Genomic DNA, 17,083 nt, shown 5'->3' on the forward strand with positions numbered 1-17,083 from the left:
CGGCGGGCGCGATGGGAGGGTTACTGGCCGTCCGGCAGCGCGTAGGCCAGCACGTAGTCGCCACGGTCGCTGGACTGCCGCGCACCACCGGCGGTGATGACGACGAACTGCTTGCCGGTCTTCGGCGACACGTAGGTCATCGGGCCGCCCTGGCTGCCGACGGGCAGGCGGGATTTCCAGATTTCCTTGCCGTTGCTGCTGTCGTAGGCGCGCAGGTAGAAGTCCTGGGTGCCGGCGATGAATACCAGGCCGCCCTGGGTGGAGAGCGTGCCGCCAAGGGTCGGCAGGCCGATGGGGATCGGCAGGTGCATGCGGATGCCCAGCGGGCCGGTGTCTTCCACCGTGCCCACCGGCACCTGCCAGGCCACCTGGCGGGTCTTCAGGTCGATGGCGGTGAGGGTGCCGAACGGCGGTGCCTGGCACGGGATGCCGGCCACCGAGAGGAAGCGGTTCTTGTTCACCGCGTAGGGCGTGCCCTTGAGCGGCACGGCGCCCATGCCGGTGTTCAGCGCTTCGCCGCCGCCAGCGGCCGCGCCCTTGTTGGCCGAGGGGATCATCTGGATCCACAGGCCCAGGCGCATGTCGTTGACGAAGATGAAGCCGTGCACCGGGTCGGTGGACAGGCTGCCCCAGTTCATGCCGCCCAGGGAGCCGGGGAAACTCAGCGACAGGTCGGTGCCCGGCGCGGTGTAGAGGCCGTCGTAGCGCATCTTCTTGAAGTCGATGCGGCACAGCAGCTGGTCATAGGGCGTGGCGCCCCACATGTCCGACTCGCTGAGGGTCTGCGCGCCGATCTGCGGCATGCCGACGGATTTCGGCTGGGTCGGCGAATAGGGCTCGTCGGGGATGTTGCCCGGCTTCACCGGCACATCCCTGACCTCGGTCAGCGGCTTGCCGGTGGCGCGGTCGAGCACGTAGATCTGCCCGGCCTTGGTGCCGATGACGACTGCCGGAACGGTCTTGCCGTCGGCCACGGGGAAGTCCACGAGGCTCGGCTGCATCGGCAGGTCGAAGTCCCAGAGGTCGTTGTGTACGGTCTGGTAGACCCACTTTTCGGCGCCGCTGGTGGCGTCCACGGCAAGGATCGACGCGCCGTAGGTGTGGTCGAGTTTCGTCCGCTCCACGCCATAGATGTCGGTGGAAGAGCTGCCCATGGGCAGGAAGACGGTGTTCATCGCCGGGTCGTAGGACATCGGCGCCCAGCTGTTGGGCGTGCTGCGCACGTAGCTCTTGCCATCCGCCGGGGCCTGCTTGTCTTCCGGGTTGCCCGGATCGAAGGCCCAGCGCATGGCGCCGGTGATGACGTCGAAACCACGGATCACGCCGCCGGGCATGTCGGTCTGGACGTTGTCCGCGACGCGGCCGCCGACCACCACCGTGGTGCCGGCCATCAGCGGGGCGGAGGAGAGCTGGTAGTAGGAGTCGGGCACATCACCCAGGCCGGCCTTCAGGTCGACCTGGCCGTTGTTGCCGAAGCCCTGGCAGAACTCACCCGTGTCGGCGTCCACCGCGATCAGGCGCGCGTCGATGGTATTGGTCAGCAGGCGGCGCTGGCAGTTGGCGCCGGCCGGAACGCTGGCGGCGATGATCGGTGTGCTGTTCGGCTGGGTCGGCTGGGCGATTTCCCTGGTGGCGTCGAAATAGGCCATGCCACGGCAGCGTTGCCAGACCTTGGACTGCGCGTTGATCTCGTTCTTCCACAACTCCTTGCCGGTGTCCGCGTCCAGCGCGATCAGGTTGTTGTGCGGGGTGCAGATGAACACCTTGTCGCCGACCTGCAACGGGGTCAGCTGGTCTTCCGCGCCGTTGCCGTCGCTGACCGCCACGTCGCCGGTGTGGTAGGTCCAGGCCACTTTCAGTTTATCGACGTTGCCACGGTTGATCTGGTCCAGTGCGGCGAAGCGACTGCCGCCCTCGGTGTTGCCATAGTGCGCCCAGTCCTTCTGCGCATGGGCCGGGTCCACCGGCGTCAGGCCAGGGCCCTTGCCAGTGGGCGCCACGCTGGGATGGGCGACGAACATGTTGCCGGCGGCAATCACCACCAGCACGGCCAGCACGCCGGCGATGCCATAGGCGCCACGCCCAGCGTTGCGGCCTGCCGAGCGGGCCAGCAACGGATAGACCAGCGCGACCACCACGCCGATGGCGCTGAACATGAACAGCCGCGAGAACAGCGGCCAGAACACCAGGCCACTGTCGGCCACGGCCCAGATTGCCGTGGCCACCAGGAAGGCGGCAAACAGCCAGGCGCCGGCCGGCTTGCGCAACGAGATCAGCAGACCCGAGAGCGCCATGGCCAGGCCGCCGACGAGGAAGTACCAGGAGCCACCGAGGCTGACCAGGCGGATGCCGCCAGCGGCCAGGGCGAGGCCGAGGAGGGCGATGACCACACCCAGGCCGAGGAGGATGAATATGCTTGCACGGGAGGCACGCTGTACCGGTTTCATACAGAAGGTTCTCGCTGTTGGATCGGTCGATTATACGCTTAGCATGCTAATTAACTAGATAGTACAATCGTCGAAGATCAGAGCGCAGACGAATGGATTAGCCTTTTGCACGCTCGACCACTCACAACATCCCGACCCACGAAAGCCCTGTGCAGCGGCTGTCGAGACTGGCAGCATCGCCGTTCGGTCCTACAGAAGAATCCCGTCGCCGTGCCTGCTACCCGCTCTGTCGTACCTGTCCCACTCAAACTGCTGCCGCTGTTGATCTGCGGCGTCGCCCACGGCCAACTGGCCCGCGCCGAAGCCGCGGAGGCGGACAGTGAAGTGCAGCTTGCGCCCATGGTGGTGACGGGCGCCTATGCGCCGGTATCGAGCTTTGACCTGCCGTTCTCCATCGACACCGTGCAGCAACCGCAGCTCAGTGACGGCCAGCTCGGCGTGAATGCCTCCGAAGTGCTGCAACGGGTGCCCGGCCTGGTGGTGCAGAACCGCCAGAACTACGCCCAGGACCTGCAGATTTCCTCCCGTGGCTACGGCGCGCGCTCGGCCTTCGGTATTCGCGGGCTGAAGTTGCTCAGCGACGGTATTCCGGCCAGCACGCCGGACGGCCAGGGCCAGGCGGCAACGCTGAACCTCGATGTCGCCGAGCGCATCGAAGTGCTCCGCGGCCCGGCCTCGACGCTTTATGGCAGCAACAGCGGCGGGGTGATCCAGATGTTCTCCCGCGACGGCTATGGCCCGCCGAAAGTCGGTGCGGAAACCACCTTCGGCAGCGACGGCTTCAACAAGAACCACCTGTATGCCGAGGGCGGCACCGAGCAGGCCGGCTTCCTGCTCGACGCCTCGCGCATGGACACCGACGGCTACCGCGACCACAGCGCCGCGCGCCGCGACCAGACCTTCGCCAAGCTCAACTTCAAGCCCGACGAAGACAGCCGCCTGGCGCTGATCTACAGCAGCCTGGAGCAGAACGGCACGCAGGACCCGCTGGGCCAGACCTGGGCCGCGTACCAGCACGACCCGCGTTCCGTGGCGCCGGCTGCCGAGTTGTACAACACGCGCAAGAGCATCGACCACCAGCAGCTGGGCATGAACTACGAGCGCTATTTCGGCGACGCGACCCTGCAGTTCAACCTCTACGCCGGCCAGCGCAGCGTGGTGCAGTACCTGTCGATCCCCAAGGGCGTGGCGTCCAATGCCCAGCGCGGCGGCGGGGTGGTGGACTTCGACCGCGAATTCCACGGCGGTACCCTGCGCTGGATCCAGCCGGTGCAAGGCGTGCCGGGTGAGCTGACCGTCACCAGCGGGGTGGACTACGACCGTAGCGAAGACGACCGCAAGGGCTTCCAGAACTTCAGCGGCGACCAGCTCGGCGTGAAGGGCGAGATGCGCCGCAACGAGAACGATATCGCCACCAGCCTCGATCCCTATGTGCAGGCGCGCTGGGAGCTGGGCAACTGGACCTTCGACGCCGGCCTTCGCCACAGCACCATGAAGATGGAAGTGGACGACCATTACCTGAGCAACGGCGATTCCAGCGGCTCGAAGAAGTACCAGCAGAACAACCCGTCGCTGTCGGTGATGTACGCCTTTACCCCGAACCTGCATGGCTATGTCAGTGCCGGCAAGGGCTTCGAAACGCCGACCCAGGCAGAGATGGCCTACGCGCCGGGCCTGGCGGAAAGCTTCAACTTCGGCCTCGATCCGGCCACCAGCACCCAGTACGAAGTCGGCCTCAAGGCGAAGGTTGCCGGCAACACGCGGGTCAACGCGGCGATATTCGAAATCCGTACCGACGACGAGATCGTCGTTGCCACCTCCACCGACGGCCGCACCAGCTACCAGAACGCTGGCAAGACCCTGCGCCGAGGCTTCGAGCTGGGCGTGCAGAGCGATCTCTCCGAACACTGGCAGACCAATCTCGCCTATACGCGCCTGGACGCCACCTACGACGAGGATTTCGTCGAGAGCGGCAGCCTGATCGAAAAGGGCAACCACCTGCCCGGCGTGCCCGGCAGCAGCCTGTTCGGCGAGCTGGTGTGGAAGCCGCAGGACGACATCAGCATGGGCTTCGAAGGCCAGTACCGCAGCAAGGTCTACGTCGAGGACAGCAACGAGGACAAGCCAGCGCCCAGCTATGCGGTGTTCAACTGGCGCACGCGCTTCGAGCAGCATGTCGGGCCCTGGACCTTCCACCAGTTGGTGCGGCTGGACAACCTGCTGGATCGCCAGTACGTCGGCTCGGTGATCGTCGGTGACAGCAACGGCCGCTACTACGAGGCGGCGCCAGGGCGGTCGTGGTATGCGGGGGCGGGGCTGGAATACCGGTTCGATTGAGCGTCCTGACCGAGGTTTTGCGCAGGGCGCATAACGCTGCAGCGTTATCCGCCGCAAATCGGTCGGCGGATAACCTGTTCCAGGTTATCCGGCCTACGGTCCTGATCGGTGCCGTGCGGGTTCGCGAGCAAGCTCGCTCCTACAGGTGGGCTTGTAGCTCTTCGTAGGACCGAGGGGGACGCCTAGTCCTTGCTCGCGAACCTGCTTCCCTCCACGTCCGATCATCGTCTGCAAGGAGCCATGATTGCGCCAAATCCTCTATCCTCGCGTCCTTTGCATTTGGTGAGACGAGTTCGTAATGGGCAGATGGGCAATGGGCGCACTGTTGATGTGCGTGGCGGGCTGGGCGTCGGCGGCTGACCCGCTGTTCGGCAAGTACAACTATGGCGCGGCGCAGAAAGGCTTCGGCAAGCAGCAGGGCTTCGTCGAATGCCTGCAGCCCATGGGCGTCACTGCGCGCTGCAAGGATGGCGTGGACTACGCCGGCACGCGCTTCCGCCTGGCGCTGACCTTCGACAAGCAGAAATTGGTCGAGGCGGTGCTGTACAGCCAATACAACGACGCGGCGTACCGCCGTGTGCTGCAGGAAGTGGCCAAGCGCTTCATGCTGGTGGCGATCGCCGACGACAAGAACGTGGTCGACGTGCTGGCGCATACCCTCAACCCGAACCGCACCGAGGCCGACGCCAAGGCCATCGGCGACTTCGAGACCCATGCGCTGCGCAACGGCATGATCAGCTACCGCCTCTACGAACAGCTCGACAAGTACATCAAGCCGGGCCTGGACGCCCGCCAGGTGCTGGCCACGGTGCCGGCGAACATTCGCGTGGCCGAGGTCACGGTCAAGCACGGCAAGTCGGAGAACTGGCTGATCGTGAAGTTCGCCAAACCGGGCCTGGCGCCCAAAAAGACCCGCAACTGAGCGTAGGAGCGGACTCCGTCCGCGATCGATTTGCCGCTGCTCCGGCCAGACAGGGAGCGCGGCCGGCTCATCGCGGACGGAGTCCGCTCCTACGGCTTCATATCTTCGTATGAGGCCTTACCCCGGATTGCATGGAACGGACGATTGTTCGCCACTGGCCTGACACAGGACAGTGGCGCACTACCGTTCAACCTGGAATCCGCACATGAAACGTTCCCTGTGGCTGGAGGAAATCGCCTCCGAGCTGACTCCGCTGCCTGCCCTGGAGGGCAACCTCGATGTCGACGTGGCCATCGTCGGCGGCGGCTTCGTTGGCCTCTGGACCGCGCTGCGTCTGCTGGAACTCAAGCCCGACTGCCGCATCGCGATCATCGAGCGCGACATCTGCGGTGGCGGCGCCTCTGGGCGAAACGGCGGCTTCGTCATGTCCTGGTGGCCGAAGATCAGTTCCCTGGCCGCACAGTGCGGCAAGGATGAGGCGCTGCGCCTGGCGCGTGCCTCGGCGGCGGCCATCGGCGAGATCGATGAATTCTGCAAGGCCCACGCTATCGACGCGCACTTCCGCCGCGCCGGCTGGTTGTGGACTGCCACCACCGATGCGCAACGTGGCGCCTGGAAGGGCGTGCAAGAGACCTGCGAGCGCCTCGGCGAGCCGGTCTTCCAGTCACTCTCCGACAGCGAAGTGGCCCGCCGCGCCGGCTCGCCGAAGCACCTCGAAGGCGTGCTGGAGGCCAGCAACGCCACCGTACAGCCAGCGCGACTGGTGCGCGGCCTGCGCCGGGTGGCGCTGGAGAAGGGCGTGCGCATCTTCGAGAACACCCCGATGCTCAGCCTGGATCGCGGCCAGCCGGCCGTGATCCGCACGCCCGGCGGCGAATTGCGGGCCCCCAAGGTCGTGATGGCGACCAATGCCTGGGCGGCGGCGATTCCCGAACTGCGCCGCACCATCCTGCCGGTGACCAGCACGGTGGTCGCCACCGCGCCGATTCCCGAGCGCCTGGAGCAGATCGGCTGGACCGGCGGCGAAGCCGTCACCGATTCGCAGCTGATGGTCGACTACTACCGCACCACCCGGGACGGCCGTATCGCCTTTGGCAAGGGCACCGGGATGATCAGCTTCGCCAGCCGCATCGACGAGAGCTACGACCACAACCCGCAGCTCAATGACGACACCGAACAGGACCTGCGCCGCACCTACCCGCAACTGCACGACGTGCCAGTGACCCACAGCTGGTCCGGGCCCATCGACCGCACCTACGACAGCCTGCCGGTGTTCGGTCACCTGAACGGCGCGCCGCACATCGTCTATGGCATCGGCTGGAGCGGCAACGGCGTCGGCCCGAGCCGCCTGGGCGGGCGGATCCTTGCCAGCCTCGCGCTGGGCCTCGATGACGAATGGAGTCGCTGCGGCCTGGTCGGCCGGCAGCCCAAGCGCTTCCCGCTCGAACCACTGCGCTATGTCGGCGGCCTGATGGTGCGCGGTGCGGTGCAACGCAAGGAACAGGCCGAGGCGCAGAACCGCAAGGGTGCCTGGCTCGACCGCATTCTCGCTGGCTTCGCGCCGGCGGGCCTCGAAGACAAAGACCTGTGAAGGAGCGCCTGATGCCCCAACCGATTCTGCTTACCGGCACCGCCGGACTTGAACTGCCGGCACCGCAGCCGGTGAAGGAACCCCTGGGTGCGCCCGTGTCCAGCACCGCGACCCACGCCGAGGAAGGCGAGGGCGGACTGCTCACCGGTGTCTGGGAATGCACGCCCGGCCGTTGGCGACGCCAGGTGCTGTCACGGGAATTCAGCCACTTCATCAGCGGCCACTGCCGTTTCATCCCGGACGACGGCGAGCCCATCGAACTGCGCGCCGGCGACGCCGTGCTGTTCCCGGCGAACTGTCAGGGCACCTGGGATATCAGCGAGACGGTGCGCAAGAGCTTCGTGATCATTCCCTGATTCCCAGGTCCATCCCGGCAATCTGCGCCGAGCGCAGCGCGATCCATAGGACGGCCACGTCCTCGGTGGAGTCTAGCGAGCGCTCGGTGATTTCCTCGATGCGGCGGATGCGGTAGACCAGCGTCTGCTTGTGTACGTTGAGCAGCTGCGCGGCTTTCTGCCAGGAACGGTTCTGTTCGAGGAAGACGCGCAGGGTGTGCTGCAACTGGCCACCCTGTTGCGCGTCGTAATCCGCCAGCGCACCCAGTACCCGGCGATGCACGCGCCGCGCTTCTTCCAGGCTCGCCGGCAGCCAGGACTGCTCGCCCTGCGCATCGGCGTAAGCCACCAGGGGACGCTGGTGGTTGGCATGGGCCAGCGCCAGGCGTGCCTCGCGCAGTGCCTCCACCGCACGCAATGCATGACCCAGCGGGTTGCTGTGACCGAGCGTGCAATCCAGTTCAGCCTGCAGGGCCTGGGCCTGTGCCGGGTCGCTCAGCAGCAGGATCAGCTCGTTGCCCTGGTGGCGCACCAGCAGCCCCATTCCCAGCCGCTGCAGGCGTTGCTGCCAGTGCTTCGGCAGTTCGCCGGTGGCGCGCGCGAGCACCAGGCAGGCGGCATCCAGCGGGCAGTTCAGCTGTACCAGGCGTTCCTGCGCGGCGCGTTCGGTGAGACGCTGCTGCAGCAGGTCATCCAGTAACTCCGAGCCCAGGCGCAGCATGCGCTCGTGCTCGACCTGGGCGCGTTCCAGCTCGATGCCCAGCACCGCGACGATGTGGTGCAGCAGGCCGTAATCGAGCAGCTCGCCGCCGGTAGCGAGAATCTCGCAGGTGGCCAACGACGGCAGCAGCATCACCAATGCTTCCTGCTCGCCATTGCTGCAGCGGGTCACGGTGTCCGGCACCGAACGGCGCTGGGCGAGCATCGCTCGCCAACTGTCCGGCAGCGGCGGCAAACCCTCCTGCCAGGGCTGCAGGGTGGCCGTATCGAACAGGTAGAGCTGGGCGCGAACGTCGCTGCACAGCCGCCGCAGCAGCCCGGCAAGGCCCAGCCCGCGCAAGCCGATGCGTGCGCTTTCATAGATGCGCGTGACGGCGCTACGGCGTTCGTGTTCTTCCTGTTTGCTGGCGTCGACGATGGCGCGGGTGACGGCGGAGAAGGGCACCGCGTAGTCGGTCATCAGCAGCGGGAAACCCAGCCGGCAGGCTTCGTCCTGCAGTGCCTGGATATCCGCCGGCGCCTGCATGTTCTCGCCGATCATCAGCCCTGATATCCGTGCCCCGGCCAGGCGTTGCAGGTAGTCGCGCTGCGCCTGCGCCTGCGCGGGAATGCCGATGCCGGTGGTCATCAGCAGGTCACCTTCGCCGAGCCATTCGGTGGGGTCCGCCAGTTCGCACACGTGCGCCCAGCGCAGACGCCGGCCGACGCCCTCGCTGCCGCCGAGCAGGCGGGTGCGCAGGGAGGCGTTGTCGAGGATGTCCTGGATATGGAAAGGCATGGCGGGTCCGCAGCGAAGAGAGACGGCCGGTAAGCATGCCACCAAGCGCGAGGCCTTGTCGCGCCTGGCTTGAGTGGATATCGCAGGCTTCGTACCGGGATACGAGCGGGGTCTTCCGAATTGTAGTTCCGTCTGATTGTGGAGCTTGCCCGCGTGCCCCAAGACTAGCTGGCAGTGCGCCATGCGGGCCCTTCGAGGCCGCGGATGGCGCCGCCTGCCGCGAGGCGGGCCGTCTACTCACCGGAGACCATAACAATGAACAAGATCCTGAGTTCCTCCATCGCCTGCGCCCTGGGTTGCGCGGCGACTTTCCCTGCTTTGGCCGACCTCACCGTGGTCTCCCACGGCGGCGCCAACAAGGCCGCCCAGGTCAAGGCCTTCTACCAGCCCTACATGCAGCAGAGTGGCAGCCGGCTGATCGCCGACGAGTTCAACGGCGAAATGGCCAAGGTCAAGGTGCAGGTGGACACCGGCAGCGTTTCCTGGGACGTCGTCGAGATGGAGATGCCGGAACTGGCGCGCGCCTGCGACGAGGGCCTGCTGCAGGAAATCGGCGAACAACCGGGCATTGCCAAGCTCGCCCCTGAACTGCTGGACGGCGCGGTGCAGCCCTGCGGCGTGGGCTTCTTCGTCTGGTCCACGGTGCTGGCCTACAACGCCGACAAGCTGAAGAGCGCGCCCACCGGTTGGGCGGATTTCTGGGACACGCAGAAATTCCCCGGCAAGCGCGGCCTGCGCAAGGGCGCCATGTACACCCTGGAGTTCGCCCTGATGGCCGACGGTGTGGCGCCGAAGGATGTGTACAGCGTGCTCGCCACCAAGGAAGGCCAGGACCGCGCATTCAGGAAGCTCGACCAGATCAAGCCGAGCATCCAGTGGTGGGAAGCCGGTGCGCAGCCGCCGCAATACCTGGCGTCAGGCGACGTGGTGATGAGCTCCGCCTACAACGGCCGGATCGCCGCCGTGCAGGATGAAAGCCAGCTGCGCGTGGTGTGGAACGGCGGCATCTACGACATGGACGCCTTCGCCATTCCCAAGGGCGCGAAGAACACCGAGGAAGGGCTGCGTTTCATCCAGTACGTATTGCAGACCGAGCAGCAGAAGAACTACGCGCAGCAGATTGCCTACGGCCCGGTGAACCGTGCCGCCGTCCCGCTGGTGGACGCCGCGCGCCGCGCCAACATGCCCACCGACGAGGCCAACCTGGCCGGCCAGGTGGCAATGAACGCCGCCTTCTGGGCTGACCATGGCGAGCAGCTGGAGCAGCGCTTCAACGCCTGGGCCGCCAAGCAGTAAGTTTCCCGGTGTGCGGTCCCGCCCGCACTTTCAGGCCGCCTTCGGGCGGCCTTTTTTGTGGGTGGCGGGGCGGGATTTCGAGGTGAGACGACTGCTTCGGTGCTCGACTTTCGCCTGTCCATCCGGATGCCACGTGCCTCGATGTTGGCGAGCAAGGACTAGGCGCCCCCTCGGCCCTGCAGATGGGCTTGGCATTTCTTGTAGGAGCGAGCTTGCTCGCGAACCAGGACCGGCACGGCCGGGAACGGCTTGCGGGCAAGGCCTTCTCTTACCGGAACGCCGGTAGCTCGCCCACAAAAAAGCCCACCGGGGTCACCGGTGGGCTTCGGGTCAGACTGGAAAACGAATCAGGTCGCCAGGCTCAGCGATGCCGACTGCTGCAGCGAGCGGCCCTTGGTTTCCGGTGCCCAGGCTAGGCAGATGAAGAAGGCCAGCAGGGTGATCGCCGCGCCGATCAGCAGGGTTGCCTGCAAACCGATGGACTCGATGCCGATCGGCATCAGGTAGGTGCCGGTGGCCGCACCGATGCGGCTGAAGCCGACCGCCACGCCAACAGCGGTGGCGCGCACGGAAGTGGGGAACAGCTCGTTGGGGTAGATCCATTCCAGGATGCTCGGCCCGCCGGAGACAAAGGCGTAGAAGGCAAAGGCGCCGACAATGAACCAGGCCGGTGCGTCCGCCCACAGGCCCAGGGCCAGCAGCGGCAGTGCCATCAGCGCGAAGGGCACCACCACCATCGGGCGGCGGCCCCAGGTTTCCACCAGCTTCAGCGCCGGAATCACGCCGATGGCGAAGAGAATGGCGATCATCAGCTCGCCCAGGGTCGAGGAGTTCTCGCCTTTGATACCGGCGGTCAGCAGGATCATGCTGCCGAAGGTGTAGAGCACGTACTGCGGGGTGATCTGCGCGAAGTAGAGCATGCCGCACATGATGGTGCGCTTGAGGTAGCCGCCCGAGGAAATCATCTTCAGGTCGCTCTTCCACGAGCGGTGGCGACCGCCGTCGTTCAGCTCGGCGACGTCGGCCGGGGTGATCACCACGTCCTTGGCGTAGACCAGCCTGATCACCTGCTGCGCTTCCTCGATACGCCCCTTGCTGGCCAGCCAGCGCGGCGATTCCGGGATACCGCGGCGGATCAGTACGACGATGATGCCGACCACTGCGCCGCTGAACAGCATCCAGCGCCACAGCGAATGGTCGCCGGTCCAGGAAACCATCAGGTAGCCGACGATGAACGCCGTCATCGCGCCGCAGGACCAGGCCAGGCCGGATACACCGATCATGAAGCCACGGCGCTTGGACGGGGTGAACTCGGTCAGCAGCGAGGTGGCGATGGGATAGTCCGCACCCACCGCGAGGCCGATGACGAAGCGCAGCACGATCAGTTGCCAGGCCTCGGTGACGAAGGCGGACAGGCCGCAGGCGAGCACCAGCACGGTGAGATCGAGGGCGTACATGGTTTCCCGGCCGATGCGGTTGGTGATGGCGCCGAACACCGTCGCGCCGAAGAAGATGCCCAGCAGCGAGGCCGCGCCGATCAGGCCGGTTTCCACCGAAGTGGCGGCGATGTCCTGGCCGAAGCCGATCAGTGCAATGCCGATCAGGCTGAGAATGTAGCCGTCGAGGAAGGGCCCGCCGCAGCAGGCCAGCAGCAGTTTCCGGTGAAATTTCGATACCGGGGAATGTTCAATGACATCAAACACGCTCATGGGTACAACCTTTGTTGAATTTATAAGTGGCCGGGCAGGCAGCTTTCTTTTGCCGGCTACAGGCGGCAGGAGCCCGTATCCAGAGGCCGGCAAGGGGGAGGCAGAGGGTGCAGGGATGGGCCCGGAGGGACAATTCACCCAAGGTAAGAAGTGCCGCGCAGGGGCCTGTACGATCGTATGAACGAGGCTTTTCCCGTGCGGCGGTCCGGCAGACGGGCGCGCGCCGAGCCCGTGCTAGGGGTGCTGCTCCTGGCGAGACAGCTGCAGGTCCACGACGGCGCAGCAGCCTTGGCCGGGGGCATGGGAAACCTGCAGCTCGCCGCCGATGCTGCTGATCAGGTGCTGGGCGATGTTCAGGCTGAGGCTGTTGCGCGACGAGGTGTGCGCGGGATAGTCGCGGGTCAGTTCGGCGAGGGAATAGGCGCGCATTTCGCGGCGCCGGGTGCCCGGCAGGCCTTCGATGGTGATGCGCACGTCCATCCGCTCCTGCTTCGGGCTGGCGGCGATGCGCAGGCGCACGCCGCCGTCCTCGGCCAGGTCGATCACATACAGGCCCAGGTGCCGCAGGGCCTCGCGCAGGGACTTGGCGTCGACCAGCAGGGTTGTCCGCGAGCGCCTGTCGATGTCCAGTTCAAGGCGCAGCTGCTTCTGCTCGGCCGCGCCGTGCAGAATGTCGAGCACCTCGGTGGCGAGCTCGTCCAGCCGCGTCGGCAGCAGGGGAACCTGTTCCTGGGCGATGAGCGCCCGCTTGAGGGAGGCGCCGTGTACCCGCAGCTCCTCGAGGATCGACAGGGCCTGGTCGAGAGACGACGGCCCGGGCTGCTCGAGGGTGTCGGCGAGAGCCTGGATGCGCTCGTTCAGGTGGCTGGTCGCGCTGCTGAACAGGTCGGTCAGTTGCTGGTGCGCCAGTTCGCTGGCTTCGGCCCGGCTGCGCAGCTCGTTGAGCTGGTCGTAGCGCTCGGTGATATCGGTGCTGCAGCAGATCATCCCGAGCAACTTGCCGTCGCCATCGCGATACGGCGTACCCCAGTGGTGCAGCACGCGGCGCTCGCCATGGACGCTGAGTTCGATGTCCTTGTTGAAAGGCTGCTCCTGGGCGATGGCGCGTTGCAGGAAGCGCAGCATGTTGCGCGCGTCGCTGGGCGGGTACCAGTCCACCTCGGTGGTGCGGGTGCCGAGCACATCGTCCAGCTGCGCCTGGTACAGCTCCAGGTGCGCCGGATTGGCGTACACCAGGCGTGCTTCGGTATCGCGAACGTAGAAGGCCGCCGGCAGGCTCTCGACCATGGCGCGCCACAGGGGCGCTTCGCCTCCCTCGGCGGCCGCTGGGTGAGTTTCGCTGGCGGGCGCGGCGAGGCGGTTGCGGCGGGCGAAGTCGATCAGCTCGAGCATGCTGGAGAGGTTGAGCTTGCTGCGCATGCGCGCCCGGTAGGTGCTGACGGACTTCTCGCTGATGGTCAGCTCGTGGGCGATCTCCTGGTTGCTGTAACCGCTGGCGAGCAGGCTGAGCACGCTCAGCTCGCGGTTGGACAGCGCGGCGACGCGCTCGGCGTCGTTCTCCTGCAGGCTGCCGCGGTGCACGCTGCCGAGCATGTCGGCGGGAAAGTAGCTGTGTCCGCGCAGCAGCACCGCCAGGGCCTCCTTGAGCCGGTCGATGTCCTGGTGCTTGCTGACGAAGCCCGAGGCGCCGGCCTGCAGGAAGCGTCCGACATAGTGCTCGGAGTCCTGGGTGCTGTAGCCCAGTATCGGCAGCGTCATGCCACGGCCGCGCAGGCGCGCGATGACGTCCAGGCCGGTGAGCTGCGACAGGTCGATATCGATGATCAGCAGGTCCGGCGCCAGGCGGCTGGTCAGGCTCAGCGCCTCGAGACCGTTGCAGGCCTCGCCGATGACCGTGTGGCGCTCCGCCTGCAGCAGCATGCGCACCGCGTAACGGGTCATCGGGTGTTCGTCGGCAATCAGTATTCGCGCCATCTCGTCCCCCTGGTGTGGGTTTGACTCTAGGGCATGCTGATCGCCTTCGTGTAATCATTTTCCTACAAATCTTGACTGGATTTCGCATCCTCACGAGGCGATTGCAGGGAAAGAATGCGCTTACAAAGCTCTCCCACTTTCTCCTCAAGGTGACCCACATGAGTCGCGCTCGCATCGTCAGGACCGGCATCGGTGCCGGCCTGCTGGGTGTCGCTCTGCTAATGGCCGGCACTGGTTACCTGGCCTGGACCCTGGTTGTGCAGCACACCGCGGAGCGTCTGGAGACCCTGGCCAGGCTCGCCTCGCAGCGCGCCGACAGCACCGTCGCCCAGGCTGCCGCTGCATTGCGCGAGCTGAACCGTTCACCGCTACCGCCGTGCTCGGCAGAGGGCATCGAGCAGATGCGCCTGCTGGTGATCGACACGCTGGCGGTGAAGGCGGTGGGGTACGTCGAGGAAGAGGTATTCGCCTGCAGCTCCTGGGGTGTGGAAGGGCACGCGCTGGAGCAGTGGCCGGAAGACCTGCGTACCGCTGACGGCATCGGAGTGTCGATCAACGTGCAGCCTTCCGTGACGTCGGCCAAGCCGATGCTGGCCCTGCGCGACGCCGCGTTCAACCTGCTGCTCGACCCCGAGCATTTCCTCGAGACCTCCCTCGCGCCCGGTGTCAGCCTGGCGCTGGGTACGCCGGCTGGGCACTGGCTGGGAACGCCCGCGAACGGCTTCGCCCACTTCCTCGCGCGAATCCACGGCGAACCGCACACCGCGCTGCGCGACGCCTATCTGTATACCCGGGTCAGGCATGGCAACTGGCAGACGGTGGCGGCCGTCACCCGCGAGGAAATTCTTCGCGATCTGTGGCGCGAGCTGCTCATGCTCGCACCGTTGGCGCTGCTGCTGTCCGGCCTCTGGTGCTGGCTGGTGGCGCGCCGAGTGCGTGCCAGTCTGTCGCCGCTGGCGATGCTGACGCGAGCGGTGGCCAACGGCGAGTTCAGCGCCTTCTACCAGCCCATCCTGGACCTGCGCGACGGCCGCTGCATTGGCGCAGAAGCCCTGGTGCGCTGGGCTCGCGCGGATGGCTCGGTGGTCATGCCGGAAGGTTTTCTTGCGCTGGCCGAATCCAGCGGCCTGATCGAGGCAATCACCGCGCAGGTGATATCGACGGCCTGCCGCGAGCTGGGCCCCAGCCTCGCTTCCGGGCAGCTGCAGCATGTGTCGATCAACCTGTCGGCGCAGGACGTGGCGAGCGGGAACTTCCTCCCGCGCCTGCTCGAAGCGCGGCAGCGTGCGGGCATCGCTGCCCAGAGCATCTGGCTGGAAGTGACCGAGGGCAGCCTGCTGATCATCGACGCCGCGCACCGCACGCTGGCGCAAAGCCGCGAGGCCGGCCACCCGATTGCCCTGGACGACTTCGGCACCGGCTATTCCAGCCTGCAGTACCTGCGGCGCCTGCCGCTGGACCTGCTGAAGATCGACCGCTCCTTCGTCCAGTCGCTGTCGGCCGGTACGCCTTGCCCGGTGACCGACCACACTATCGCCATGGCCCGCCAGCTGGAGTTGCTACTGGTGGCCGAAGGCATCGAGAGCGACGAACAATTGCAGTACCTGCGTCAGCGCGGCGTGCATTACGGCCAGGGCTGGCTGTTCGGCAAGGCGATGCCACGCGACGAGTTCCTGGCCTATGTCGCCAGCCACCACTGGCGGGCGGCGTCATGAGGCTTGCCATTTCCTGTTAGCCAAACGAGAGCTTGATCACCATGAAAACTTCACTGCTGCTGTTCTGCCTGCTCGGCGTCACGCCTTCATTCGCACTGGCTGCCGACACCGTCACGACGGTCCCGGTGCACTTCGCCAAGGGCGCGAGCAGCACCGCCATCAAGGGCAGCTTCAAGGGTTACGACACGGTCCTCTACACCCTCTCGGCCAAGGCCGGGCAACACATGAAAGTCGGCGTCACCGGTAGCAGCAACGCCAACTTCAACCTCTTCGTTCCGGGCGACAAGCCGGGCGAGTCGACGGCCCTGGGCGCTGGCTCCGTCGGTCAGGACTGGAGCGGCGCGTTGCCGGCCTCGGGAACCTACAGCGTGCAGGTCTACCAGATGCGTGCGAGCGCACGGCGCGGCGAAACGGTGAACTACAGCATCCACTTCAGTATCGAGTGACACGCGACCCGCCTGGCTGGCGACTCAGGGCTTCTCGGCCCAGGTCGCCAGGAAGGTCGGCAGGAAACGATCCACCACGAAGCGTGGGTTGGGCTGTTCGTCCTCGATGAAGCCGCGCAGGACGAAGCCCGCTTGCAGTTGCCCGCCGATCTGCTCGGCCAGGCTATGGCCGAACACCAGTGCCTCACCGCGCTGCTGCTTGTCCTTCAGGGCCTCGGCCGGCAGGTCGCGCAGGTCGGAATAGGGCAGCTTGAAGGCCGGGCGCAGCAGCCCTTGCTCGGCCAGCGCCGGGTCGCGCGCGCCGATGAACACCACCGGATTGTAGAAACTGGCGAGCAACCGGCCACCGCTGCGCAAGGTGCGGAAGCACTCGCGCCAGACCGGGCGGATATCCGGTACATAGAGATTGGAAATCGGCTGGAAGATGCAGTCGAAGTGGCCATCGGCGAAGGCCGACAGATCACGCATGTCGCCCAGCACGGTTTCCAATTGCAGGCCGTCGCGCTCGGCTACGTGGCGATCCCGCGCCAGTTGCTCGGGGCTCGCATCCAGCACCGTCACCTGTGCCCCGGCGGCCGCCAGCACGGGCGCCTGCTGCCCGCCACCGGAGGCCAGGCAGAGGATGCGCTGGCCGCCGACGTCGCCCAGCCATGCCGGCGGCAGCGGGGAAGGCGTGAGATGCACCTGCCAGTCGCCGCGCCGCGCGGCCGCCGTGATCTCCGGGCCGACCGGCTGGCTCCATGGCCCTTGCTCGCGGGCCTGGCGGTCCCAGGCAAGCTGATTGTGCTTGAAGATATCGAAAGGCATGCAGAT

Annotated in this window: 12 protein-coding genes; 7 read left to right on the forward strand and 5 right to left on the reverse strand. The window is 66.4% G+C overall.

Annotation, left to right across the window (positions count from 1 at the left end):
• Positions 1-20: 20 nt before the first annotated feature.
• Positions 21-2,447, reverse strand: coding sequence for a glucose/quinate/shikimate family membrane-bound PQQ-dependent dehydrogenase (locus L6D89_RS15125; RefSeq protein WP_236200317.1), 2,427 nt, complete (start codon positions 2,445-2,447; stop codon positions 21-23).
• A gap of 339 nt (positions 2,448-2,786) precedes the next feature.
• Here L6D89_RS15125 and L6D89_RS15130 point away from each other — a divergent pair, with 339 nt between their 5' ends.
• The 4 genes from L6D89_RS15130 (at position 2,787) to L6D89_RS15145 (ending at position 7,653) form a co-directional block, all read left to right on the forward strand.
• The gene (locus tag L6D89_RS15130) at positions 2,787-4,784 is read left to right on the forward strand and encodes a TonB-dependent receptor family protein (protein WP_236200368.1); all 1,998 of its coding nucleotides are present in this window, start codon (positions 2,787-2,789) and stop codon (positions 4,782-4,784) included.
• A gap of 298 nt (positions 4,785-5,082) precedes the next feature.
• On the forward strand, positions 5,083-5,706 hold the full coding sequence (locus tag L6D89_RS15135) for a hypothetical protein (protein ID WP_236200318.1): 624 nt from the start codon (positions 5,083-5,085) through the stop codon (positions 5,704-5,706).
• A gap of 205 nt (positions 5,707-5,911) precedes the next feature.
• On the forward strand, positions 5,912-7,297 hold the full coding sequence (locus L6D89_RS15140) for an NAD(P)/FAD-dependent oxidoreductase (protein WP_236200319.1): 1,386 nt from the start codon (positions 5,912-5,914) through the stop codon (positions 7,295-7,297).
• A gap of 11 nt (positions 7,298-7,308) precedes the next feature.
• On the forward strand, positions 7,309-7,653 hold the full coding sequence (locus L6D89_RS15145) for a cupin domain-containing protein (protein WP_236200320.1): 345 nt from the start codon (positions 7,309-7,311) through the stop codon (positions 7,651-7,653).
• Here the strand turns inward: L6D89_RS15145 and L6D89_RS15150 are convergent.
• Positions 7,643-9,130 (reverse strand): PucR family transcriptional regulator, encoded by a 1,488-nt coding sequence (locus L6D89_RS15150; protein WP_236200321.1) that lies wholly within the window; start codon positions 9,128-9,130, stop codon positions 7,643-7,645. The two genes, L6D89_RS15145 and L6D89_RS15150, sit on opposite strands and share 11 nt — an antisense overlap.
• Positions 9,131-9,385: 255 nt before the next feature.
• Here L6D89_RS15150 and L6D89_RS15155 point away from each other — a divergent pair, with 255 nt between their 5' ends.
• A complete protein-coding gene (locus L6D89_RS15155) occupies positions 9,386-10,426 on the forward strand; it encodes an ABC transporter substrate-binding protein (protein ID WP_236175691.1) in 1,041 nt (346 codons plus the stop codon).
• A gap of 347 nt (positions 10,427-10,773) precedes the next feature.
• Here L6D89_RS15155 and L6D89_RS15160 read toward each other — a convergent pair whose 3' ends face one another.
• Both L6D89_RS15160 and L6D89_RS15165 read right to left on the reverse strand, forming a co-directional pair.
• Positions 10,774-12,135: an MFS transporter gene (locus L6D89_RS15160; protein ID WP_236200322.1), complete on the reverse strand. Its 1,362-nt coding sequence runs from the start codon at positions 12,133-12,135 to the stop codon at positions 10,774-10,776.
• 234 nt (positions 12,136-12,369) lie between these two features.
• Positions 12,370-14,109 carry a response regulator gene (locus tag L6D89_RS15165; protein ID WP_236200323.1) on the reverse strand — a complete coding sequence of 580 codons (1,740 nt, stop codon included), beginning with the start codon at positions 14,107-14,109 and terminating at the stop codon, positions 12,370-12,372.
• Positions 14,110-14,267: 158 nt separating this feature from the next.
• Between L6D89_RS15165 and L6D89_RS15170 the strand changes: the two genes are divergently transcribed.
• Complete coding sequence (locus L6D89_RS15170; protein WP_236200324.1) at positions 14,268-15,824, forward strand: EAL domain-containing protein; 1,557 nt, start codon at positions 14,268-14,270, stop codon at positions 15,822-15,824.
• A 41-nt stretch (positions 15,825-15,865) separates the two neighbouring features.
• Positions 15,866-16,270 (forward strand): hypothetical protein, encoded by a 405-nt coding sequence (locus L6D89_RS15175; protein ID WP_236200325.1) that lies wholly within the window; start codon positions 15,866-15,868, stop codon positions 16,268-16,270.
• Between the two features lie 24 nt (positions 16,271-16,294).
• Here the strand turns inward: L6D89_RS15175 and L6D89_RS15180 are convergent, their stop codons facing one another.
• Positions 16,295-17,077 carry a class I SAM-dependent methyltransferase gene (locus L6D89_RS15180; RefSeq protein WP_236200326.1) on the reverse strand — a complete coding sequence of 261 codons (783 nt, stop codon included), beginning with the start codon at positions 17,075-17,077 and terminating at the stop codon, positions 16,295-16,297.
• Positions 17,078-17,083: the final 6 nt, after the last annotated feature.

Source organism: Pseudomonas pseudonitroreducens (genome assembly GCF_021603645.1).
GTDB classification, from domain to species: Bacteria; Pseudomonadota; Gammaproteobacteria; order Pseudomonadales; family Pseudomonadaceae; genus Pseudomonas; species Pseudomonas pseudonitroreducens.

Excerpts from the sequence above, each read along its gene's own strand:
- L6D89_RS15135 (WP_236200318.1), top strand. The coding sequence starts at position 5,083 with ATGGGCAGATGGGCAATGGGCGCACTGTTGATGTGCGTGGCGGGCTGG.
- L6D89_RS15140 (WP_236200319.1), top strand. The coding sequence starts at position 5,912 with ATGAAACGTTCCCTGTGGCTGGAGGAAATCGCCTCCGAGCTGACTCCG.
- L6D89_RS15180 (WP_236200326.1), bottom strand. The coding sequence starts at position 17,077 with ATGCCTTTCGATATCTTCAAGCACAATCAGCTTGCCTGGGACCGCCAG.
- L6D89_RS15155 (WP_236175691.1), top strand. The coding sequence starts at position 9,386 with ATGAACAAGATCCTGAGTTCCTCCATCGCCTGCGCCCTGGGTTGCGCG.
- L6D89_RS15165 (WP_236200323.1), bottom strand. The coding sequence starts at position 14,109 with ATGGCGCGAATACTGATTGCCGACGAACACCCGATGACCCGTTACGCG.
- L6D89_RS15145 (WP_236200320.1), top strand. The coding sequence starts at position 7,309 with ATGCCCCAACCGATTCTGCTTACCGGCACCGCCGGACTTGAACTGCCG.
- L6D89_RS15160 (WP_236200322.1), bottom strand. The coding sequence starts at position 12,135 with ATGAGCGTGTTTGATGTCATTGAACATTCCCCGGTATCGAAATTTCAC.
- L6D89_RS15125 (WP_236200317.1), bottom strand. The coding sequence starts at position 2,447 with ATGAAACCGGTACAGCGTGCCTCCCGTGCAAGCATATTCATCCTCCTC.
- L6D89_RS15130 (WP_236200368.1), top strand. The coding sequence starts at position 2,787 with ATGGTGGTGACGGGCGCCTATGCGCCGGTATCGAGCTTTGACCTGCCG.
- L6D89_RS15170 (WP_236200324.1), top strand. The coding sequence starts at position 14,268 with ATGAGTCGCGCTCGCATCGTCAGGACCGGCATCGGTGCCGGCCTGCTG.
- L6D89_RS15175 (WP_236200325.1), top strand. The coding sequence starts at position 15,866 with ATGAAAACTTCACTGCTGCTGTTCTGCCTGCTCGGCGTCACGCCTTCA.
- L6D89_RS15150 (WP_236200321.1), bottom strand. The coding sequence starts at position 9,130 with ATGCCTTTCCATATCCAGGACATCCTCGACAACGCCTCCCTGCGCACC.